At 41.4% G+C, this 19,795-nt stretch carries 20 protein-coding genes; 13 read left to right on the top strand and 7 right to left on the bottom strand.

Annotated features, from left to right (window positions below):
- Positions 1-8 precede the first annotated feature (8 nt).
- From WN948_RS10220 to WN948_RS10205, 4 genes are all read right to left on the bottom strand, one after another.
- The gene (locus WN948_RS10220; protein ID WP_342304100.1) at positions 9-1,094 is read right to left on the bottom strand and encodes a hypothetical protein; all 1,086 of its coding nucleotides are present in this window, start codon (positions 1,092-1,094) and stop codon (positions 9-11) included.
- Positions 1,091-3,412, bottom strand: a complete 2,322-nt coding sequence (locus tag WN948_RS10215) for an RND family transporter (protein ID WP_342304098.1) — start codon at positions 3,410-3,412, stop codon at positions 1,091-1,093. Before WN948_RS10215 ends, WN948_RS10220 begins: the two co-directional genes overlap by 4 nt.
- A 620-nt stretch (positions 3,413-4,032) precedes the next feature.
- On the bottom strand, positions 4,033-4,881 hold the full coding sequence (locus WN948_RS10210; protein WP_342304097.1) for a methanogenesis marker 8 protein: 849 nt from the start codon (positions 4,879-4,881) through the stop codon (positions 4,033-4,035).
- 48 nt (positions 4,882-4,929) lie between these two features.
- Positions 4,930-5,367, bottom strand: a complete 438-nt coding sequence (locus WN948_RS10205; RefSeq protein ID WP_342304096.1) for a MarR family transcriptional regulator — start codon at positions 5,365-5,367, stop codon at positions 4,930-4,932.
- A gap of 353 nt (positions 5,368-5,720) precedes the next feature.
- Here WN948_RS10205 and gatC point away from each other — a divergent pair, with 353 nt between their 5' ends.
- The 3 genes from gatC to gatB are packed head-to-tail and all read left to right on the top strand — an operon-like array spanning position 5,721 to position 8,860.
- Positions 5,721-6,002, top strand: coding sequence for an Asp-tRNA(Asn)/Glu-tRNA(Gln) amidotransferase subunit GatC (gene gatC / locus WN948_RS10200; protein ID WP_342304095.1), 282 nt, complete (start codon positions 5,721-5,723; stop codon positions 6,000-6,002).
- Positions 6,003-6,011: 9 nt separating this feature from the next.
- On the top strand, positions 6,012-7,439 hold the full coding sequence (gene gatA / locus WN948_RS10195) for an Asp-tRNA(Asn)/Glu-tRNA(Gln) amidotransferase subunit GatA (protein ID WP_342304094.1): 1,428 nt from the start codon (positions 6,012-6,014) through the stop codon (positions 7,437-7,439).
- Positions 7,439-8,860, top strand: a complete 1,422-nt coding sequence (gene gatB / locus WN948_RS10190; RefSeq protein WP_342304093.1) for an Asp-tRNA(Asn)/Glu-tRNA(Gln) amidotransferase subunit GatB — start codon at positions 7,439-7,441, stop codon at positions 8,858-8,860. Before gatA ends, gatB begins: the two co-directional genes overlap by 1 nt.
- 47 nt (positions 8,861-8,907) lie before the next feature.
- On the opposite strand, the gene WN948_RS10185 is transcribed toward gatB, so the two are convergent.
- Positions 8,908-9,555, bottom strand: a complete 648-nt coding sequence (locus WN948_RS10185) for a winged helix-turn-helix domain-containing protein (protein WP_342304092.1) — start codon at positions 9,553-9,555, stop codon at positions 8,908-8,910.
- A gap of 216 nt (positions 9,556-9,771) precedes the next feature.
- On the opposite strand from WN948_RS10185, the gene WN948_RS10180 reads away from it, so the two are divergent.
- From WN948_RS10180 to WN948_RS10160, 5 genes are all read left to right on the top strand, one after another.
- Positions 9,772-9,918 carry a 50S ribosomal protein L40e gene (locus WN948_RS10180; protein ID WP_342304091.1) on the top strand — a complete coding sequence of 49 codons (147 nt, stop codon included), beginning with the start codon at positions 9,772-9,774 and terminating at the stop codon, positions 9,916-9,918.
- 8 nt (positions 9,919-9,926) lie between these two features.
- Positions 9,927-10,670: a geranylgeranylglyceryl/heptaprenylglyceryl phosphate synthase gene (locus tag WN948_RS10175; RefSeq protein WP_342304090.1), complete on the top strand. Its 744-nt coding sequence runs from the start codon at positions 9,927-9,929 to the stop codon at positions 10,668-10,670.
- Between the two features lie 62 nt (positions 10,671-10,732).
- Complete coding sequence (locus tag WN948_RS10170; protein ID WP_342304089.1) at positions 10,733-12,454, top strand: ATP-binding cassette domain-containing protein; 1,722 nt, start codon at positions 10,733-10,735, stop codon at positions 12,452-12,454.
- A gap of 145 nt (positions 12,455-12,599) precedes the next feature.
- Positions 12,600-12,947, top strand: coding sequence for a hypothetical protein (locus tag WN948_RS10165; protein ID WP_342304088.1), 348 nt, complete (start codon positions 12,600-12,602; stop codon positions 12,945-12,947).
- Positions 12,948-13,019: 72 nt separating this feature from the next.
- A complete protein-coding gene (locus tag WN948_RS10160; protein WP_342304087.1) occupies positions 13,020-13,568 on the top strand; it encodes a hypothetical protein in 549 nt (182 codons plus the stop codon).
- A gap of 26 nt (positions 13,569-13,594) precedes the next feature.
- Here the strand turns inward: WN948_RS10160 and WN948_RS10155 are convergent, their stop codons facing one another.
- Complete coding sequence (locus tag WN948_RS10155) at positions 13,595-13,864, bottom strand: DUF3303 family protein (RefSeq protein ID WP_342304086.1); 270 nt, start codon at positions 13,862-13,864, stop codon at positions 13,595-13,597.
- Positions 13,865-14,054: 190 nt separating this feature from the next.
- Between WN948_RS10155 and WN948_RS10150 the strand changes: the two genes are divergently transcribed.
- Both WN948_RS10150 and WN948_RS10145 read left to right on the top strand, forming a co-directional pair.
- Positions 14,055-15,734, top strand: a complete 1,680-nt coding sequence (locus WN948_RS10150) for an AarF/ABC1/UbiB kinase family protein (protein ID WP_342304085.1) — start codon at positions 14,055-14,057, stop codon at positions 15,732-15,734.
- Positions 15,735-15,824: 90 nt separating this feature from the next.
- Positions 15,825-16,799: a DUF128 domain-containing protein gene (locus tag WN948_RS10145; RefSeq protein WP_342304084.1), complete on the top strand. Its 975-nt coding sequence runs from the start codon at positions 15,825-15,827 to the stop codon at positions 16,797-16,799.
- 99 nt (positions 16,800-16,898) lie between these two features.
- Here the strand turns inward: WN948_RS10145 and WN948_RS10140 are convergent, their stop codons facing one another.
- Positions 16,899-17,030, bottom strand: a complete 132-nt coding sequence (locus tag WN948_RS10140) for a hypothetical protein (protein WP_342304083.1) — start codon at positions 17,028-17,030, stop codon at positions 16,899-16,901.
- Positions 17,031-17,400: 370 nt separating this feature from the next.
- Between WN948_RS10140 and WN948_RS10135 the strand changes: the two genes are divergently transcribed.
- From WN948_RS10135 to WN948_RS10125, 3 genes are all read left to right on the top strand, one after another.
- A complete protein-coding gene (locus WN948_RS10135; protein ID WP_342304082.1) occupies positions 17,401-18,813 on the top strand; it encodes an ammonium transporter in 1,413 nt (470 codons plus the stop codon).
- Between the two features lie 5 nt (positions 18,814-18,818).
- Positions 18,819-19,157 (top strand): P-II family nitrogen regulator, encoded by a 339-nt coding sequence (locus WN948_RS10130; RefSeq protein WP_342304081.1) that lies wholly within the window; start codon positions 18,819-18,821, stop codon positions 19,155-19,157.
- Positions 19,158-19,426: 269 nt separating this feature from the next.
- Entirely contained in the window at positions 19,427-19,735 is a 309-nt protein-coding gene (locus tag WN948_RS10125) for a hypothetical protein (protein WP_342304080.1), read from the top strand.
- Positions 19,736-19,795 lie beyond the last annotated feature (60 nt).

Genomic DNA, 19,795 nt, shown 5'->3' with positions numbered 1-19,795 from the left:
ATTACATTTTATTTGTCATTTTCTTCTTTCTTGTTCTTTTTCTTAGACCTCATATACAGAGGTGTACTGACAAGACCAAGAACAACAACACCACCGAACATAGTGGTTCCATTCAACTTTGATTCGGAAGCACCAACGTTCACTGTTGCCTTTAGGCCTTCTGAATACTGGCTCTCATCGTGCTTATCCGTATATTTTACTTCCGTGCTTATAGCGTAGGGCTTAATAGTAGCATCCTCTGCCACATTTACCTCGAAAGTTGCAGTCTTTGAATCCCCCGGATACATGTCACCAAGATATGCTTCATCATCTGTGGTAGTGAACGGATCGACAACACTTACCCTTGCGATACAATCATATGCGATATCGTCTCCTGTGTTGGCATATGTAATGTTAATGGTTTCCTTGTCACCTGCCTGGAGATCGGACTCGGTCTTTATAACCTTGAAATAAGGTTCATCCTCAACGACAACATCAATGTACATTGTCTGGTTCATTTCCTCGTACCAGTAGTATGTGTCACCGTATGGAGGAGTGACAGCAGAATCCTTTTGGTATCTGTAAGAGACATCCAGCTTCAAAGTATAGGTTCCAGCCTTTGCGCTGTCATATACTTCTATTGGAAACCCAGCAGGTTCTTCAAGTGATTTTCCTGAACTTATAGAACCCAGGAGCAATGTGTCTAACTGAATATCTATAGGAGTGTCCTGGTCAACAAGTGAAAGTGTTGCAGTTATGGATTCAGCCTTTGTAATCGCCCTGTCGGAAGCAAGTTCGCTTGCCATGAACGATCTGGTGAGAGCCTCACCGATCTGACCATCCCTGAAATCATCTTCTATCTCATCATCGTCGGCCTCGTATCCTGTGACCTGACCATCATTCATCAGGTTCACATACAGAACTGCTTCTTCTCCTCTCTCAAATACTTCATCGCAGGCGAGGTTAGCTTTCAAATGAGGAGAACCGTAAACATCATAATAATCGCTTGCAATTTCTGAAACAACATCCTCATCTATGCTTGCAGACACAACCTGCATACAGCTAAGTAACAGGAGTGCAATCGTAAGCAACTTTGCATTTTTAAGTGAAATCATATACTCACCTTGTTAATTTCTACATTTTTATCTGAATATTTATCTGATACTTTACGTCCTGATCTCCACAAATCCAGATTCACCATGATAGGTGGCAGGACAACGACTGTACTGAACAATGAAAAAGCCACAGCTATCACCGTAACTTTTCCAAAATCGCTTAACATTGGGAACGAAGATACTATGAGGGCTGAAAAACCGAATATTACGGTAGAACCTGATGCAATAATTGCCGGTCCTACTGAGGATGCAGCTCTTTCCATAGCATCATATGGTTCCATTCCTCGATCACGTTCCTCGAAGTAACGTTCAAGCATAAGTATTGTAAATTCGGCTCCAATACCTATTGCAAGAGCCCCAAGCGTAGCAGTCAGGGGATTATATGCCATATCAAGGAGATACATCACACCGCCTATCCATCCTGTGACCATTACAATTGGTAATATTGTGGATACGGCTTTCAACCAGTCCCTGTAGATGACAAGCATACCAAGGAAAATGATAGCCATTCCAAGATAACCCATCTGAGTCCTTCCTGATGTAAGAGCATCTATAATGGAAGTTGACATCACCTTTGAACCGGTGATTGTGACTGAAACCCCTGCCGGTGGAGTGTACCACTCAAGGTCATTCTCGACCAGATCAATTGTGGTTGTAAGCTGCTCTGTAGTAAGGTCACTCTCAAGCTGGAGGTTCATTACGGCAAGATTTCTACCTTCCAGGTACTGATCAGTGACAACTGTGGATATACTATCAGTAACTGAAGTGATCGTATCCTTATCAGAAGGTATTGAACCATAACTTGAATCGATCAAAGAACCGATACTACTTGATCCTGTAATATGACTATTGCCCTCTTCTTCCCGTTCCGAAAAATCTACCATCCATTGCAACACATCCGGGTCCAGAACATTATTGGCTTTGACAATGATGTTAATATTATCTATACCATTCATAACACTGGTCAGTTTGTTCAGGTCCTGCAAGGCCTGCATATCCTGCGGTACAAAATCCTTAGTCTCGGTCTGTACCCCTACGTGCTCATCAGCATACAGTCCTGCAACTGCAAGGATAGATGCCAGGGCAATGATGATCAAAGGTCGTTTTGCCGTGAACATCGCAACACTTGAGATCGTTCTTCCAATTACAGTCTCTGTTGGTTCTACCTGCTTTACAGGAGTAGATTTGACCGAGCAGCTGTTCTGCTTTTTTTCAGCCCGTCTGTCAAGTATGTACAATACAGAAACAAGAACGAACATAGCAGCAAGATAACAAAGGATTACCCCTACAAGGCTCATTTTTCCAAAGTCCTGTATCATCGGAACAGAGGATATGAGAAGAGCAATGAAACCCAGGCACGTAGCTACAACAGCAACACCCACTGCAGGACCGGTGTGTTTTATTGTGTCGATTATGGCGTCTTCGACACATTCACCTTTTGCAAGTTCTTCTTCCACACGGTTATGGAACTGGATCGCATAGTCTGCACCAAGACCTATAAGGATAGGGAATACTGCCATGGATGCCATTGTCATAGGTATATTGAGATAACCCATTGCTCCAAAGGTCCATACAAGACCTACCAGAACCACAGGAATTGGCATCAGACACCATCTGACGTGCCGGAACACCACCAGCAGAGCAAATATCATCAGAATGAAAGCAAGGAGTAACATGATCTGGAGGCTTGAGCTCATTTCCTCTGACATTGCTATCATGAATGCCGGATCACCTGTGGCAACAGCAGTAGTACCTGACGGGAAATCAACTACTTCAATTGCTCTTTCAACCTGAGAAAGAACTCTTTGTTTATTGCTCTCATCAATATTTCCAGGCATCTGAACCATGATAATGGTATGTGTTGTGTCAGGCATGAACTGGTCAACGTAAGCAGATGGTAATTGATCGATAATTGTCAGTATTTTGTCATCGTTGTTTGGTATTTCAGTACGCCCGGTCACGTAATAAGCTGTATCTTTGACCAGTGAGGCAAGGCTGACAACATTCTCAACGCCCTTATCCTGCTCGATAATACCGTCAAAATCATCAATTGCTTCCAGAACTTCAGATTCTCTTACATCATCAGAATCTACAAGTACCATTACAACTTCGCTTCCAAAATTAGTCTTATAGATGTGATCATAATTCTGGTAGAGCTCTGAATCTTTTTCAACAAAAGTGTCAGTTCCACTCTTATGCTCTATCAGGCCTGCACCCTGCAATGATACGAACATCAGGAGTATAGCTACGAGAATTATACCCTTGGGCCATTTTTCTATAAAAGCCCCTATTTTTTCAAATATTATTTTTGCAGACATGATAACTGTTAGTAAGACAATACTAACAAGATATATACTTGAGTAATTGCAGCAAGTAGTATTTATTAAAATAAATAATGAGAGCTTCCGGAAACTCAAACCATTAGCAAGAATAATGTTATTTAGAGATCAAATAATGCATGCTTGCTTGCAGAATGGATTATTGACTATTTGTTACTATGCTGATAAAAAGGCAAATAAAATTAGAAATAGGAAATGTTTGGAACCAAAACTGGTATGAAAGACGGTATATATGACCTTATAAGTAAATCCTGATGCCAGAAAAACCAAATAAAATAATGAAAGAAAAAAAGTAACTATTCAGCCTGATAAAAACACTATCAATAGCAATCTTGACAAAAAGTTGAGACCTACATTTTATTAGGATCATTAATTTTGATTGTTGCCATTGATTGCTTTTTTGATTCTTAGGTTGTTAGTGAGCAAACATCTCCGTTTTGATTAAATCAGTATCAATAGGCTAATTGTGGTAGGCTGAATAGTTACGAAAAAAAAAAAAAACAGACCGAAATATCTATTTCTGCCATCAGGTTTCTGCCTTCCAGTAAGCAATTATGAAGGAACCACAGAGAAAAATGAAAAATAAAATGAAGAAATGGTCAAATCATTCCTCTTGGTTGTTTGTGCTCAGGAAGTGCAGGTAATGCCATTGTATTAATAAGAATTGGACTCTCTACTTCCTTTGCACGTTCAAGCAGAAGTTCTTTGCCTTTTTGAGTTACTGCAAACAAGGGAACAGCGGTTCCAACCTGTGCAAGAGGCTTGATAACATCCCTTATAGCCTTTGATGCACAACCTGTGATGATATCAACATAATTAATGAGTTCAAGTGCATCCTCCCTGCTAAGACCTGTGGTATGTGCACCGATTATTATAAGCTCCAGATCAAGTTCAGCTTCAACTTCACGAAGTTTCTTTGCAGTATTTGGGTCAACGGCAGAAACTGCAATTCTCTTATAACCAAGTTGTGCTGCCTTCTCCACACCAGCTACCGGGTCGATAATTGCAGAAGATGGATCAAGGATAACTCCTCCCATCTCTCCGATTCCATTGATGATACCATCAATAGGCTCTGTTTCGACAAGTCCTGACATCCTGGCACTCATTCCCTGAACAAGGGTTGGGTTATTGGTGATAACGGTTCCTGCACCCTCACAAACGGTTACTGTCGTATCAAGAAAGTCTCTTCGAAGACCGGTCATCATAACTTCTGATGCCCCAAATCCAACAAAGACCTCATGCTCCAGTATCCTATCATCTGTGAACATGCCGAAATCCTTTATGCGGAATTCCATATTTTCCCTGACCGCATCTTTAGTGATTTTTTTTATTCCACGCATTTTATCAAATAAAGGACACCAATCGACCATAGGTTCCCCTACTTCTACCACTTTACCATCTTTTACAACAACTCTCGTCTTTCCTAAAAGTTCCATTACATGAGGCATATCCGTCACCTTTTAAATTTATATGATATGTATTTTTAAAGTTAAAATTCAACTAGCATCATCCACAATATCGGATGCATTCATATGCATAATTTCAATTAATTTTAGAATCTCTTTTCTTTGATCAACGTCAAATTTGAATAAGAGATTCTCCTCCCATTTCGTGAATATCTTCATCATTTCAGGTTCTATTGATTTTCCTTTCTCCGTCAGAAAAATACGATATGAGCGTCTATCATTTTCGTCGACCTGCCTTAAAATATAACCACCATCAATTAATTTTTTTATAGTTCTTGCAATTGTGGTCTTATCTACCTTTATTATCTGAGCAAGTGATCCCTGATTAATACCATCCATTTTGTAGAGGGGCATCAAAATACGGAGTTGTGCACCTCCAAAACCGTAGGGCTCCAATTCTTTGTCATAATATCTACGAGCATATCTGTGGAGATATGAAATGTGTTTTCCAACGAATTTAGTATACACAGTCTTATGCTCCCCTTTAATAGATTTTTTAAACTCTAATAGTTGTATGTGCAACTTACAATAGTTGTAGATACAACCATCTTTGTATAGCTGACGGTGAAATAAGAAAAACATCAACTTAACAAAAATCCGTTCTGTAGAACTACTCAAACAATTAAAATATATAATCTAATATACCTGTCAGGATTGTGCATGAATATTAACCATTTCATGGTTTCAATAGTTACGTGCATTGACAGGTTAAAGAAATCTAAAATCAGTTTCTTTAACCAACATTTTTAATATAATCATTTGCTTTTCTAACACTTAAATATCTATACATATTACTCTATTTCAAATTCGAGGAACTTACGATGATCACTAAAGAAGAAGTAGAACACGTAGGCTGGCTCGCACGCATCGAGATCGATGAGAAAGAATCCGATGCTTATGCGCAGAAGCTCAACTCCGTGCTGGAATATTTCGGGCAGCTCGATGAGGTTGATACCGAAGATGTGCCACCTACATACCATGTTGCAGACATTATGAACGTATTCAGGGAAGATGTTGTTAAGCCATCCATGCCACAGGAAGACGTGCTTGCAAACACAGAGAACAAGCAGGAAGGCAATTTCAAAGCCCCAAGGATCATGTGAGGTGTGCAAATGACAGCATGGACTGATATTTCAAACATAAAGCAAAGAATTGCAGACTCTTCAGCCGAAGAGGTCACAGCAACCTACATCGAGGCCATCGGCAAGAGTAAGATAAATGGATTCACAACTGTATGGGACGAGGCAATAAATGTTGCTCGTGAAATAGACTCAAACGGCCACGAAGGACCCCTTGCAGGAGTGCCTATCGCTATTAAGGAAAACATATCCACAAAAGGACTCTCCACAACCTGTTCATCTAAGATATTGCAGGGATACGTGCCACCATACGATGCACACGTTATCGAGAGATTGAAGGAAGCAGGCGCAGTAATTCTCGGAAAGACCAACATGGATGAATTTGCCATGGGAACTTCCACCGAATCCAGCTGCTACGGACCCACATTCAACCCATGGGACCTTGACAGAGTACCAGGCGGCTCATCAGGTGGCAGTGCCGCTGTTGTTGCAGCAGGCGAGGCACCCATATCACTTGGCTCAGACACCGGTGGGTCGGTCAGATGTCCGGCAGCTTACTGTGGCGTAGTGGGACTCAAACCAACTTACGGATGTATCTCAAGGTACGGACTCATCTCTTACGCAAACTCACTGGAACAAATTGGCCCTCTGGCAACAAATGTAGCAGACATTGCGACAATTATGGATGTTGTCGCAGGATACGATCAAAGGGACAGCACATCCATCAACAGGGAAAACACATACAGCAATGCCCTGAAAGATGATGTAAAAGGAATGAAGATCGGTGTACCTGATGAGTACTTCGGTGAGGGTATCGACAAGGATGTCGAGAAGTCTGTGTGGAATGCCATCAGCATATTTGAGGACATGGGAGCTACTTACGAGAAGGTATCCATGCCACACACAAAATACGCACTTGCATCTTATTATATTATAGCCATGAGCGAAGCCTCATCCAACCTTGCACGTTTTGACGGAACCAGATTCGGACACCGTGCAGATGGAGAAAACTGGCACGTAATGGCATCAAAGACCCGTGCAGAAGGTTTTGGAACCGAGGTCAAGCGCAGGGTATTGCTTGGAACCTACGCACTTTCAGCAGGTTACCATGACAAATACTATCTTAAAGCACTCAAGGTAAGGACCCTTGTGAAGCAGGACTTTGATAAGGCTCTTGCAAATGTTGATGTGCTTATGGCACCAACCATGCCAGCACCGGCATTCAAGATAGGAGAGAAGATAGAGGACCCACTTTCACTTTACCTCTCAGATGTCAACACGGTACCGATGAACCTTGCAGGTGTACCATCCATCTCAGTACCATGTGGATTTGCAGGCGACATGCCTGTTGGACTGCAAATAATAGGCAAGCACTTCGATGAGAATGCCATCATCAAGGCAGCTTACAGTTTCGAGCAGAATACAGATCACCACACCAGAAGACCACCGGAGGTGGCATAATGGTTTATGAGAACCCTGACGGAGTAAGGATAGGACTTGAGGTCCACGTCCAGCTGAACAAGCTCAACACAAAGCTGTTCTGTGGCTGTTCCACAAAATACCACGACTCCGAACCCAACACCCATGTGTGTCCTGTATGCCTGGGACTTCCAGGTTCATTGCCAGTCATCAACGAGAAAGCAGTTGAGTACGCCATGAAGATAGGGCTTGCACTGAACTGCAGCATTGTGGAGCAGACCCAGTTCCACAGGAAGAACTACTACTACCCTGACCTTCCAAAAGGTTTCCAGACTACCCAATATGATTTCCCGATAGCAGGCGAAGGAAAGATAGTAATTGAAGGCGAGGACGGGGAACGAGTCATAGGAATAACACGTGCACATATGGAAGAGGATCCCGGAAGACTCCAGCATATGGGAAGCATTGACAAGTCCAAGGGTACACTCATTAACTACAACCGTTCCGGAATGACACTTGTCGAAATCGTCAGCGAACCTGACATGAGAAGTCCAAAGGAAGCAAGACGCTATCTTGACAAACTCAGAAGTATCCTTGATTATCTCGACGTTTTCGATGGCGACCTTGAAGGGGCAATGAGGGTTGACGCCAATGTTTCTGTGTTCATGGGAGAGCGTGTTGAGGTCAAGAACATCTCATCCTTCAAAGGTGCTGAAAGGGCACTGCTCTACGAAATAATGAGGCAGAAGAACCACATCAGACGTGGTGGCGAGATCACACTGGAAACCAGACACTTCGATGAAGCCAGAGGCGTGACACTTTCCATGCGTACCAAGGAAACAGAGAATGACTATCGTTACTTCCCTGAACCTGATCTTGTACCTTTGAGAGTGGCAGACAGAGTACCGGAAATACTCAAAACATTGCCGGAACTTCCTGATGCAAAGAGAGAGCGTTTCGTCAAAGAATACGGCATCATCGACATGCATGCAAGGGCGCTCACAACCGAAATAAAAGTAGCAGACTTCTACGAAGATGTGGCAGCAAAGGTAGACCCCAAGGCAGCAGCAGTATGGGTTGCAGATATCCTTAAAGGTGAACTCAACTACCGCGATCTTAGCATCAATGCATTCTCAGTGGAAGATATTGTTGCCATCATTGAACTGGTTACCAGTGACAAGATCACAGAACAGAGTGGCGTTGAGATTATCCGTACTGTAAGGGATAACGGAGGCAAACCACTGGACATTGTCAAAGAGAAAGGACTTCTCAAGGTGGCAGATGATATTGTTGCAACAGCCGTTGAAGAAGCAATTGCCGAGAATCCGGAAGCTGTAACAGATTTCCATGCAGGCAAGGAGAAATCAATGAACTTCCTTGTTGGTAAGGTAATGCAAAAGACAAAGGGACGTGCTGATGCCCGTGAAGCAAGAGAAAAACTCATTGCAAAACTGAATGAATAAGATGGGGCTGAAACCCCATATCTATTTCTTTTTTAATTTGTTAATTATTACAGGTGCTTTGGTTCAACGTTCTCAAGGAATGCCTCACCACGTGGTGTGATAACGTAAGTCGTATCATCCTCTTTTTCAATGTAGAGAGTATCCACAAGCATATCAAGATTCAGCTTTGCCTGTACATTATTAAGGTCAAACTTGGCCTTGACCTCATCAAAGCTCATTTTCCCTTCACCCAGACTTTCAACAATGTGCCTGCGAACAGGATTCTGCATAGCCTTCAAACCAGCCCTATGGTCCTCAGTGGGGTTCTCCTTGAGCTTGCCCTCTTTCTTTGCTTTCTCGTACCATTCATCTCTTCTTTGTTTTAGGTCATCTGTTGGTTCAATACTCTCAAGATAGACCTCTGCGCGTGGTGTGATGACGTAGGTTGTTTCATCCTCTTTTTCAATGTAAAGGTTAGCTTCCAGCATGTTCAGATGCAGTTTCATCGGCATATCCTGCAGCTTGAACTCGGCCTTTAGTTCATCGAAGGTCATCTTCTTATCATTCAGGTGTTTGATGATATCTCTTCGAACCGGGTTCTGCAGGGTCTTCAGTTTTGCATTATGATCATCAGTAGGACTCTTATTGAGCTTACCCTCTTTCTTCATCCTATCATACCATTCCTGTCTTCTTTGCTCCAGATCATCATTTGTCATATCAATCGTTAATTATTAATGATGATACTTATTAAATAGTTTGTCCTGTAGAAACGATAATTAGCATGAGTATTTATACCATAGAAGACAGTGACAGAATAACTCAATAGGATACGAAATAGAACATGGATTTGCCAAAACAATTATATGTTTTGAGCATCATGTAAGCAGCCTATTATTCTAATAATACATATTACAATCATTTAGGTGAAAATAATGGCAAGATTCCCAGAAGCTGAAAACAGGATATTGATAAAGAAGATCTGTATGGATTGCAATGCCCGCAATGCAGTACGTGCAACAAGATGCAGAAAATGCGGTTGCAAAGACCTGCGTATGAAATCCAAGGAAACGAGAGGCTGATCTTTCTCATGCAAGTGGAAGAGTACCTTAACAAGATCGCAGAAAGCGAAGGTACAGTTCACTTGACACTTATCGACCCGGCATCACAGACTCCGGAAGAGGCTGCAGAGATTGCATATGCTGCAAGCCTTGGAGGAACAGATGCTATTATGGTCGGTGGTTCCACAGGAGCCGGAGGGGTGGTACTTGATCAGACACTCCTTAAGATAAAAGAGAAGACAGACAAACCTACCATACTGTTCCCAGGCAACGCGGCAGGTGTCAGCAGATATGCTGATGCTATTTTATTCATGAGCCTGCTGAATTCCCGTGATATTAATTTTGTCACGACAAACCAGGCAATGGGAGCACCGCTTGTTTACAAGAGTGGTATTGAACCCATCTCCATGGCATACTTAATAGTAGAACCTGGAGGGACGGTTGGTTGGGTCGGCGATGCCAGACTCATACCAAAACATAAGCCAGAACTTGCAGTTGCCTATGCACTTGCAGGAAAATACCTTGGCATGCACTACACCTACCTGGAAGCAGGTTCCGGTGCTGATGCACCTGTGACCCCGGAAATGATAGGGGCAGTAAAACATGTCCTCGGTGACAACAAATTGATAGTTGGTGGCGGAATACGAGACGGTGAGACTGCAAAGTTATGCGCACTTGCAGGAGCCGACATGATAGTAACAGGGACTATTCTTGAAGAAAGTTCAAATGTTACTGCAAAGATTAAAGAACTTGTTTCAGCTATTAAGAAGTAATTAAAGGGCTTTCCTTTTTCTTATATATTTTTCAGACCTGAACCATCCAAGGAGTTTTAACGATGCTTGAAGTATGCAATATCTCAAAAGAGTATGAATTCAATAACGAAAAGAAAAGAATTCTGGATAACATCTGTTTTAATGTTGCAGACGGAGAGATTCTTGGAATTACCGGAAAGAGCGGGAGCGGAAAAACCACTATTTTGAAGATACTCAGAGGAATAGAAGATTTTGATTCAGGTTATTTTGAACTCGATGAACAAAGGATCGAGCCAAATGCAGACAAACAAAAACTTAAATTCCTTACAAATAACAGCGCAATACACCTTCAACGTAATTTCGGACTCTGGAGCGGACCTGCAATTGAAAATATAATCCGCAGGCTGAATGCTCTTACAGAAGGACACGAAGGCGTACCTGAACTTGATGCGCACAACTATGATGAGGTACAAAAAGAAGCCATGTATTACATGCGTCTTGTAGGACTTGAAAACAAGGCACAGCATTCTACCAATTTATTAAGTGGCGGAGAGAAGCAAAGGCTTATACTTGCACGCCAGCTTGCAGCAAAACCACGCATACTACTTCTGGATGAACCTGTGACCATGACAGGTCCCGATACAAAACAGGACATGCTTGACCTCATAAAGAACATCAAGAAAGAACTCAACATTCCTATTATTGTCGTTTCACACCTTCCTGAAGTCCACCTCTACCTTGCAGACAGGGTCGCATATCTGGAAGAAGGCAAGATCGTAGAGATTGGGGAAGCTAAAAAGGTACTGAAACACTTCCTCAAGGATATTGAAGAGCAAGTCCCACTACCAAAAAGAGATGATGAAGGCCCAATAATAAAAGTAACAGGACTATCAAACCGTTTTTTTATTTTAAGAGTCGGAGAAGTGTTAAAATTTGAAGACCTCTCACTTGACATTAACAAAGGAGAGATAACTGCATTTATCGGACCTTCCGGTGCAGGAAAAACAACGCTCCTGAAAATGATAGAAGGTCTCAGGTTCCCAAAAGAAGGAGATATCAGTTATCTGCATGATGGAAGCTGGATGAATATCATAGATTTCACAACGCAGCGCATTGATTTGCGTAGGAAGATGAGCATCATGCATCAGGAGTTCACACTTTCACCACACTCTACCATCAGGGATCAAATGGCATTCAAACTGCGTCTTAAAGGTGAAAGATCACTTTTATATGCCCGAAAGAGAGCTGCAGAGCTAGGCATATCAGATGAAGCTCTTGACATGCTTTACAGAATCACTGAAGTCAATGAAGACGAGAAAGACAAGGTTCTTAGGGAACTGAATATGTCTATCGACATATACTCCAAACTTTTCCCCCTGGTCACAAAAGAAGATGTTGACAAACATGCAGTAGGCGTATTCGAAGCTCTTGATCTTCCACTTTCAGTACTCGACAAAACCCCTTATCAGATAAGTGGCGGAGAACATGTAAGAGCATATATCGCACTGGCACTTGTATCAAGTCCGGAAATATTAATATTAGATGAGCCTTTCGGCGACCTTGATCCGATCACCCTCAGAGATGTTACTAATTCTTTGAAGAGGATCAATCAGAAATTTGATACAAGTATTGTATTTGTAAGCCATCACATGGACTTTGTGAGGGAAGCTGCACACAGGGCGATTCTCATTGACAATGCAAAGATAATCATGGATGGAAAACCTGATGCAGTATGCAGCAAACTAATAGAGATGAGTCATGCGAAGTACCTTGAACATGACATCAGTGAATTGATGAAGAACTGAAGGTTCTATTTTCTTTTTTTGTCTTTTATTTTTACTTACAAGGATTTGAAATATAACATCCAGGTTAAACCCTGTATCAATACTAATAGCTTTCAGAATAAGATTTTTATTGTAACACACGATAATTAATTAGTGGAGGTTTTAAATGAAAGACTTTTCAGATATCACAGAAATCATGAAAAAGGCTGGCCTTTTTGGAATCGGGTTGTGGGCATTGACAGAGGAGAAGATACAGGATATTGCAGACGATCTTATAGAAAACGGGGAGATCAAAAAAGAAGAGGGTAAGAAATTCGTCCGTGAAGTAGTTGATGAGCAAAAGAAGCAGAAGGAAGATCTCGAGAAAAAGATATCAACCAAGGTTCAGGAAACCATGAACAAGGCTGACATTGCAACAAAAGATGAAGTCAGGGAACTCAAAGATATCATTCAAAAACTTGATGCAAAACTTGACAAGCTCACAGGTTCAGACGACGAAGAGAAGGATGTTTAACATTAAAAAGGAGGAGTAATCTTTAGCAAAAGCGATAACCTCTTTTTAATTTTTTCAAAGATACTTTATTCTTTGATCTATGACCAAACGGAGGAGAACCCGAATGCACCATTAGATGAATGGAGCATTTCTCCCACCAAACCCTACACCGGAGATATACTGGACATAGTAGGAAAAACAAGCCCTGGAGAAAACATAGGAATGACAGTTTCATTCACGATATACACTCCGGTCATTGACAATGAATATAGATATGTATTTGAGAATATTAGAATTCCTGGCGGTAGTAACAGTTTTCAAGTAAGGTCACAAAAAGTAGCGGACTTGAATTTTATCGTCCATATGTTCGTAGATTTTAAACGTAGCTTTGATGCTGAGAACGGAATTGCTGAATTCTTTGAAAAGAATGTGCCAGCCGGGAACTATGAAATTGCCGTAGAAGGAAACGCAATGGATGGCGAAAAGGAAGTAAAGATAGATTTTGTAGCCACCCAGACTATCAAAGCTGATATTGCAGGCAACTTTAGTCATAAATATGACACCAGTGCACTGCCTGATGGAGAATTCACTGTGAAGATAGGAGACAGTGAAAAAATAATCACGTTGATGCCTGCTAATTAAAGACAAAAAATAAAAAATAAGGGAAATTATAGTCCCTTTGCAATCATAAGTTTTATGAAATCCGTGGATTCCATTACAGGTACACTGTCTATCATACAGATGTCGGACCATGGAATATTGAATTCAGCATATGCTTCTGAATTTTCAGCATCATAGAGAATGAAGTACCTTCCTCCATTAAGATCGACCCACTGATTGACAATGTTAATACCTGCCGGGGGTTTTAAGTTCTTGAAATGCTCAATTACCTGTTCACTATCATGGGGATCCCATGAACTTATATCAAAAAATAACATTCTTCCTCACTCCTTATTATTTCTTTTAGAACAAATCGCCAGATAATTTCTGACAATATTAACTTGGAAGAAGGAATTATATAACTGTCCCTCTAAATTTTAAAACACAGGTATCGACGATAATTTAATAATAAAGCCTACCATAAATAATAATACACCCAAACAAAAAAATCGAAGTCAAAGGAAGATAATGAGAAACCGTAAAATCCACAGATATTTAATGATCAGAAGATATGGGAAGATCGTTGATGCCCTCGTGAAATACGAGTTTGGATACATTGCTGACAGGATGGGAATAGGTAATATCAGACCTTTAAGATCAAGGATCAAAAAACAGGAAAAGGTAATAAAAGACACCGATTCCAGACCCAAAAATGCCAGATTGATGCTTGAAGAACTTGGACCTACCTACATAAAACTTGGTCAGATACTCAGCATGCGTCAGGACTTGATACCTCCTGACTACATAAAGGAGTTTTCCAAACTTCAGGATGACATACAGCCCTTTGGAATTGAAAAAGTTGAAAGGCTCATCAGAGAAGAATTGGGCTCTGATATCAAGGACCTTTATGAGTCTTTTGAAGAAATACCCATTGCAGCAGCTTCAATTGGTCAAGTTCACCGTGCAAAATTAAAGAGCGGTAATGATGTAGTTGTCAAAGTCCAGAGACCAGGAATCAGAAAGATCATAGAAGCAGACCTTGACATAATGTACAGCATTGCATCTTTTACAGAAGAACACCTGCCAGAAGCAAAGTTATATCGGCCTGTCGAAATTGTTGAAGAGTTTGAACGTTCTATCAAAGCAGAACTGGATTATACCCAGGAAGGCAGGAATGCCGAACACTTTGCCCACAACTTCCAGGAAGATCCACGCATATACATCCCTAAGGTCTATTGGGATTGTACCAGTATGAAGATTCTGACCCTGGAGTACATTGACGGGGTTAAAAGCAGCTCCTTTGAAGAACTTGCCAAAATGGAAGTGGACAGGAAAGAAGTAGCTATCGACGTACTCAAAGCATTCATGAAACAGGTTTATGATGACGGGTTCTTCCATGCAGACCTTCATCCCGGAAACGTGTTCATAATGAAAGATGGCAGGATAGCACTTCTGGACTTTGGGATGGCAGGATTCCTTTCTCATGATATGCGCAATCTACTCATTGACGAACTTATTGCAATCACCAAAGGAGACACAGCATTATACATTGAACTTTTAAGGGATCTTGGTTCCATAGGAGATAAAGTGGATATAGCATTGCTTAAGATCGACATTGATAACCTGTTGTACAAATACTATGGAAGGTCCTTAAGCCAGCTTAATACTGCACTGATACTGGAAGAAATGATAAATGTCCTGAGAAAATACCAGGTCAGAGTTCCTGCCAATGTTGCACTGCTATCAAAGGGTGCTATGACCATAGAAGGTTTTAGTAGCATAATGGACCCGCAGATAAATCTGACAATTGTAGCAGAACCTTTTGCAAAGAAGGCAATTAAGGACCGTATTCGGCTTACTAATATTGCAGGCAGCGCTTATAGGGACATTAGCAACTGGTCCCGTGTTCTTCACCGGGCACCTATGAAGATATCCCATGTACTGGATATCGCTGAGCGGGGTTACCTCAAACTGCGCTTTGAACCCCAGGGTTTTGACAGGGTAGTTGCTGAGATCGATGCGGCAAGCAATCGTCTTGCCTTTAGTCTTATCATTTCAGCCATAATCGTAGGATCATCCCTGGTAATTCAAACAGGAATGGCGCCACATATCTGGGGAGTTCCACTGCTTGGGGTCATCGGGTTTTTGATGGCAGGATTTTTGGGAATGTGGTTGGTAGTGTATATTCTTCGAACAGGAAGGATATGAATTTAACAGTACATCTTAAATAGACATAGAATATAACTAATACTTCGACTTCGTTGACAATAGCCATCAACAACCATCTTCGGTGAAAAAATGACTGACCCAAACGTTGAGAGAAAGCTTGTCGAAATTATGCGCATTATCAGTGAAAGTGACAAGCCAGTAGGTGCGCGCCTTATAGCTGACGAGCTCCACAATCGTGGTTATGCGATAGGAGAAAGAGCCGTAAGATATCATTTACGCATACTGGATGAAAGAGGATTCACTAAGAAACACGGATACATCGGACGCACTATAACCGAACGTGGCAAGAAGGAACTCAGTGATGCGCTTATAAGTGACAGGTTTGGTTTTGTTATTACCAAGATCGAAGAGCTGATGTATAAAGCAAACTATGACATGGAATCCGGCAAAGGCAATGTTATTGTCAATATAACAAACATTGACAAAAATGATTACGATAATGCCACAGACATTATAAGATATGCAATGGATCATGGTGCAACCATCAGCCCAAGAGTAGGAATTATTGAAGAGGATACAGACCTTGATATCTATGTGCCTGATGGAAAAGTTGCCATCGCCACTGTGTGTAGTATCACTTTTGACGGCTTACTTTTGAATAACGGTGTCCCTGTAGTCCCCATTTATGGCGGTCTTATGCAAATGGAAGACTATAATCCAACTGGTTTTCTGGACCTCATATCATATAGCGGTACATCCATTGACCCAATTAAGATATTCCTCAGGCGTAAATCAACGTCCATACTTGAAGCCATTGATACAGGCAATGGAAAGATGCTTGCAAACGTGCGCCAGATACCTGCATCTGCAGCCCAGAGGGCAGCAGAGATTATGGAAATGGCAAAAAAAGATGACATCAGCGGCCATATTACAATAGGTGACCAAGGAGAAGATGTTTTTTATGCACCTATAGAAAGAGGGAAGGTCGGCATCCCCGTAATGGTAGGAATAAATTCTGTTGCTGCTGTTGAAGAAGCCGGGATCAATGTAGATACACATCCGGTGTCAACTGTTATGGAATATAGCAAGATGAAGAGACTTTGATGGGATTGCTCAATACCTTCAACCAGATACGTATTATTTTTTACCGTATTTATTTACTTAGCATTGATAATGCCCCTTCCAAATTCAATGAAGAAGATACTATATGAAATCAAGTCCATTGACCCTGAACTTTTCATAGGTATAGTATCTGAAAATTGCTTTTTTAATCCCTATTGTACCAAGAGCGAGGATTTTCTCTATTGACCTTTCAATTTTGAACTGTCCAATCATAATTTTTGTAAAAACAGCAGACATACTCCCCACAAAAATAATACACATATAAAAACCAATTTATTGCTTGTAAACTTTTTTCATAATTCAACTGATATTAAGCTCTTACCCCAGCACACCACAAGAATATGAAGAATATGTGTGAAAAAAAGGGACTTCTATTATATTGCTTGAAATGAAAAATATCTAATGTGTGGGATTTATGATTTTTTGCTCAGTTTGGGCTCTAAATGTGCACAACATTCCATTAAAATTAAGTAATGAACAAAATAAAAATATTAAGTAATGTGCGCAAACCAATATATTTAAATAATAGTAAGTCTACACATAGAATCCGTCTTCCTAATAAAACAAATCAAAGGTGTTACTCATGTATGGAATATCACAGAAACTCAATTCAAAGATGATCTGGCAGGCTTTACTGCTGATGAGCGTCATATTTATGTTATTTATAGTTCCGGCATCCGCAGGAACAGTAGAAGAGAACAGCGAATCAATAGCAAACCTTGAAACTGCACTCACAGTCATGTGGCTGATCATTGCAGGTGCAATAGTGTTCCTTATGCATGCCGGTTTCTCACTTGTTGAGATCGGTCTGACAAGAACCAAGAACACAGCCAACATTCTCATGAAGAACTTCATGACAATAAGTCTTGGTATCATAGTATACTGGGCAGTCGGCTGGGGAATCATGTACGGTGCTGATTTTGCAGGTCTTATAGGTATTGACCAGTTCTTCCTGGTTGGTGCTGACAATGCATTATGGAACAGCTGGTGGTTCCAGATGGTCTTCGCAGCAACCGGTGCAACAATCGTTTCCGGTGCAATGGCTGAGAGGACTGACTTCAAGGCATATCTCATTTACACAATATTTATGGTTGCACTCATCTACCCTGTATACGGACACTGGGTATGGAGCGGTGCAGGAATACTTACAGGCGGTTTCCTTGTAGATTCAATTGGTGCATCATTCCATGACTTTGCAGGATCTGGTGTTGTACACTCAATTGGTGGATACTCAGCTCTTGCAGGTGTAATGATCGTCGGTGCAAGAATTGGAAAGTTTAAGAACGGCAAGGCAATACCAATACCAGGTCACAGCCTTCCACTGGCATTCCTCGGTACCCTTATACTGGCATTCGGCTGGGTAGGATTCAACGGTGGCAGTACCCTTGATGGTAACGACCCATATGTTAGTATGGTAATTGTGAACACTTTCCTGGCAGCAGGTGCAGGTGCGATCATGGTTATGATAATCACCTGGATGAAGACCGGAAAGCCTGACCCGTCCCTTACTGCAAACGGTATGCTTGCAGGTCTTGTAGCAATCACAGCACCATGTGGTGCAGTTACTAACTGGGCATCAGTTGTCATTGGCCTCATAGCTGGAATCATAGTATATGCAGGAGTAATGTTCAATGAAAATACACTCAAGCTGGATGACCCAGTAGGTGCAATCGCAGTACATGGATACTGTGGTACCTGGGGACTCCTCGCAGTAGGTATCTTCGCACTCGGACAGGGTGACGGTTCAATGCTTGCAGATGCAGCATACACAGCAGCCGGAGCAGGACTTATCTACGGTGGATACCAACAGTTCCTTATCCAGGTTGTCGGTGCCATACTTAGTATAGTCTGGGCATTTGGTATCTCATTCATAATCTTCAAGGTACTCGACTTGACAATTGGACTGCGCGTATCCGCAGAACACGAGATTGCAGGACTGGACATTGTAGAACACGGAATCAGCGCATACCCAGAATTCATGATTCAGGAGGAGTGATTTAAATGATGAAGATTGAAGCAATCATAAGGCCAACAAAGATACACGAAGTAAAGGATGCACTTGATGAAGCAGGATATGAAAGTATCACCGTGACAGATGTGAAAGGCCGCGGTAAGCAGAAGGGTGTAATGCAGCAGTGGAGAGGACGCAAGTACTGCGTTGACCTACTGCCTAAGATTAAGATGGAAATAGTAATCGAAAATGATGATGTTGACAAGGTTGTCGATATCATCGTGAAGACCGCAGAAACCGGTTCAATCGGTGACGGTAAGATCTTTATCTACCCTGTGGCCAAGATTATCAGGATCCGCACAGGAGAAACAGACGGAGAAGCACTTTAAGTGCTTTCTTCTTCTTCTTTTATTTTTAAAAACATACTTACTTACATTACAGAACAATCACAGTGAGCCCCGGGAATTCAATATACCTATTCCACAGGATTCTGCAAGTCCAGTTGTCACAATGTATAGTATTTCCATAGTTTTCTGGGGCTCTTCCCTAATTCACTTTTACATTGTGCTTTTCTATTTTGAATTGATGGCTTTTCTGGTTACTTGTGGATTCTTATTTGAATCTTGTCTGAAAAAAGAAATTTTGAAGAATTCATCCAGTGCTACAACCCGAAAGACCGTCACAATCGCAAAGAGAACTGGAGCGAGGAAATCCAGAAGGGTATTTCCGCAGATTTAGCTACGATGATATCATAGCCAGGGATAAGACAAACCTTGATATCTTCTGGCTCAAGGACAAAAGCCTTGCAGACCTTGACAATCTTCCTGACCCTGATGTTCTTGCAAACGAGATAATAGAGAACATCGAAGCCTCACTTGAGAGTTTCAGGGAAGTAATGGACATTGTGAATGGGAACGCAAGCAGCGATCAGGCATATTACAAAGACATTCGTCCCAACACAAAATAGCACACACTTAATATAGTATATTTAATATAAATATACACGATATACTTGAAGCACCAAAAT

Origin of the sequence: Methanolobus sp. ZRKC5 (genome assembly GCF_038446525.1) — an archaeon.
Lineage (GTDB): Archaea > Halobacteriota > Methanosarcinia > Methanosarcinales > Methanosarcinaceae > Methanolobus.
This window is presented reverse-complemented; position numbering and strand designations above follow the sequence as displayed.

What these genes read in the sequence shown, in the direction of transcription:
- WN948_RS10150 (WP_342304085.1), top strand. Translation starts at nt 14,055, where the DNA reads ATGAGAAACCGTAAAATCCACAGATATTTAATGATCAGAAGATATGGG.
- WN948_RS10175 (WP_342304090.1), top strand. Translation starts at nt 9,927, where the DNA reads ATGCAAGTGGAAGAGTACCTTAACAAGATCGCAGAAAGCGAAGGTACA.
- WN948_RS10140 (WP_342304083.1), bottom strand. Translation starts at nt 17,030, where the DNA reads ATGATTGGACAGTTCAAAATTGAAAGGTCAATAGAGAAAATCCTCGCT.
- WN948_RS10170 (WP_342304089.1), top strand. Translation starts at nt 10,733, where the DNA reads ATGCTTGAAGTATGCAATATCTCAAAAGAGTATGAATTCAATAACGAA.
- WN948_RS10145 (WP_342304084.1), top strand. Translation starts at nt 15,825, where the DNA reads ATGACTGACCCAAACGTTGAGAGAAAGCTTGTCGAAATTATGCGCATT.
- WN948_RS10155 (WP_342304086.1), bottom strand. Translation starts at nt 13,864, where the DNA reads ATGTTATTTTTTGATATAAGTTCATGGGATCCCCATGATAGTGAACAG.
- WN948_RS10215 (WP_342304098.1), bottom strand. Translation starts at nt 3,412, where the DNA reads ATGTCTGCAAAAATAATATTTGAAAAAATAGGGGCTTTTATAGAAAAA.
- WN948_RS10180 (WP_342304091.1), top strand. Translation starts at nt 9,772, where the DNA reads ATGGCAAGATTCCCAGAAGCTGAAAACAGGATATTGATAAAGAAGATC.
- WN948_RS10130 (WP_342304081.1), top strand. Translation starts at nt 18,819, where the DNA reads ATGATGAAGATTGAAGCAATCATAAGGCCAACAAAGATACACGAAGTA.
- gatA (WP_342304094.1), top strand. Translation starts at nt 6,012, where the DNA reads ATGACAGCATGGACTGATATTTCAAACATAAAGCAAAGAATTGCAGAC.
- gatB (WP_342304093.1), top strand. Translation starts at nt 7,439, where the DNA reads ATGGTTTATGAGAACCCTGACGGAGTAAGGATAGGACTTGAGGTCCAC.
- WN948_RS10220 (WP_342304100.1), bottom strand. Translation starts at nt 1,094, where the DNA reads ATGATTTCACTTAAAAATGCAAAGTTGCTTACGATTGCACTCCTGTTA.
- WN948_RS10185 (WP_342304092.1), bottom strand. Translation starts at nt 9,555, where the DNA reads ATGACAAATGATGATCTGGAGCAAAGAAGACAGGAATGGTATGATAGG.
- WN948_RS10135 (WP_342304082.1), top strand. Translation starts at nt 17,401, where the DNA reads ATGTATGGAATATCACAGAAACTCAATTCAAAGATGATCTGGCAGGCT.
- WN948_RS10210 (WP_342304097.1), bottom strand. Translation starts at nt 4,881, where the DNA reads ATGCCTCATGTAATGGAACTTTTAGGAAAGACGAGAGTTGTTGTAAAA.
- WN948_RS10165 (WP_342304088.1), top strand. Translation starts at nt 12,600, where the DNA reads ATGAAAGACTTTTCAGATATCACAGAAATCATGAAAAAGGCTGGCCTT.
- gatC (WP_342304095.1), top strand. Translation starts at nt 5,721, where the DNA reads ATGATCACTAAAGAAGAAGTAGAACACGTAGGCTGGCTCGCACGCATC.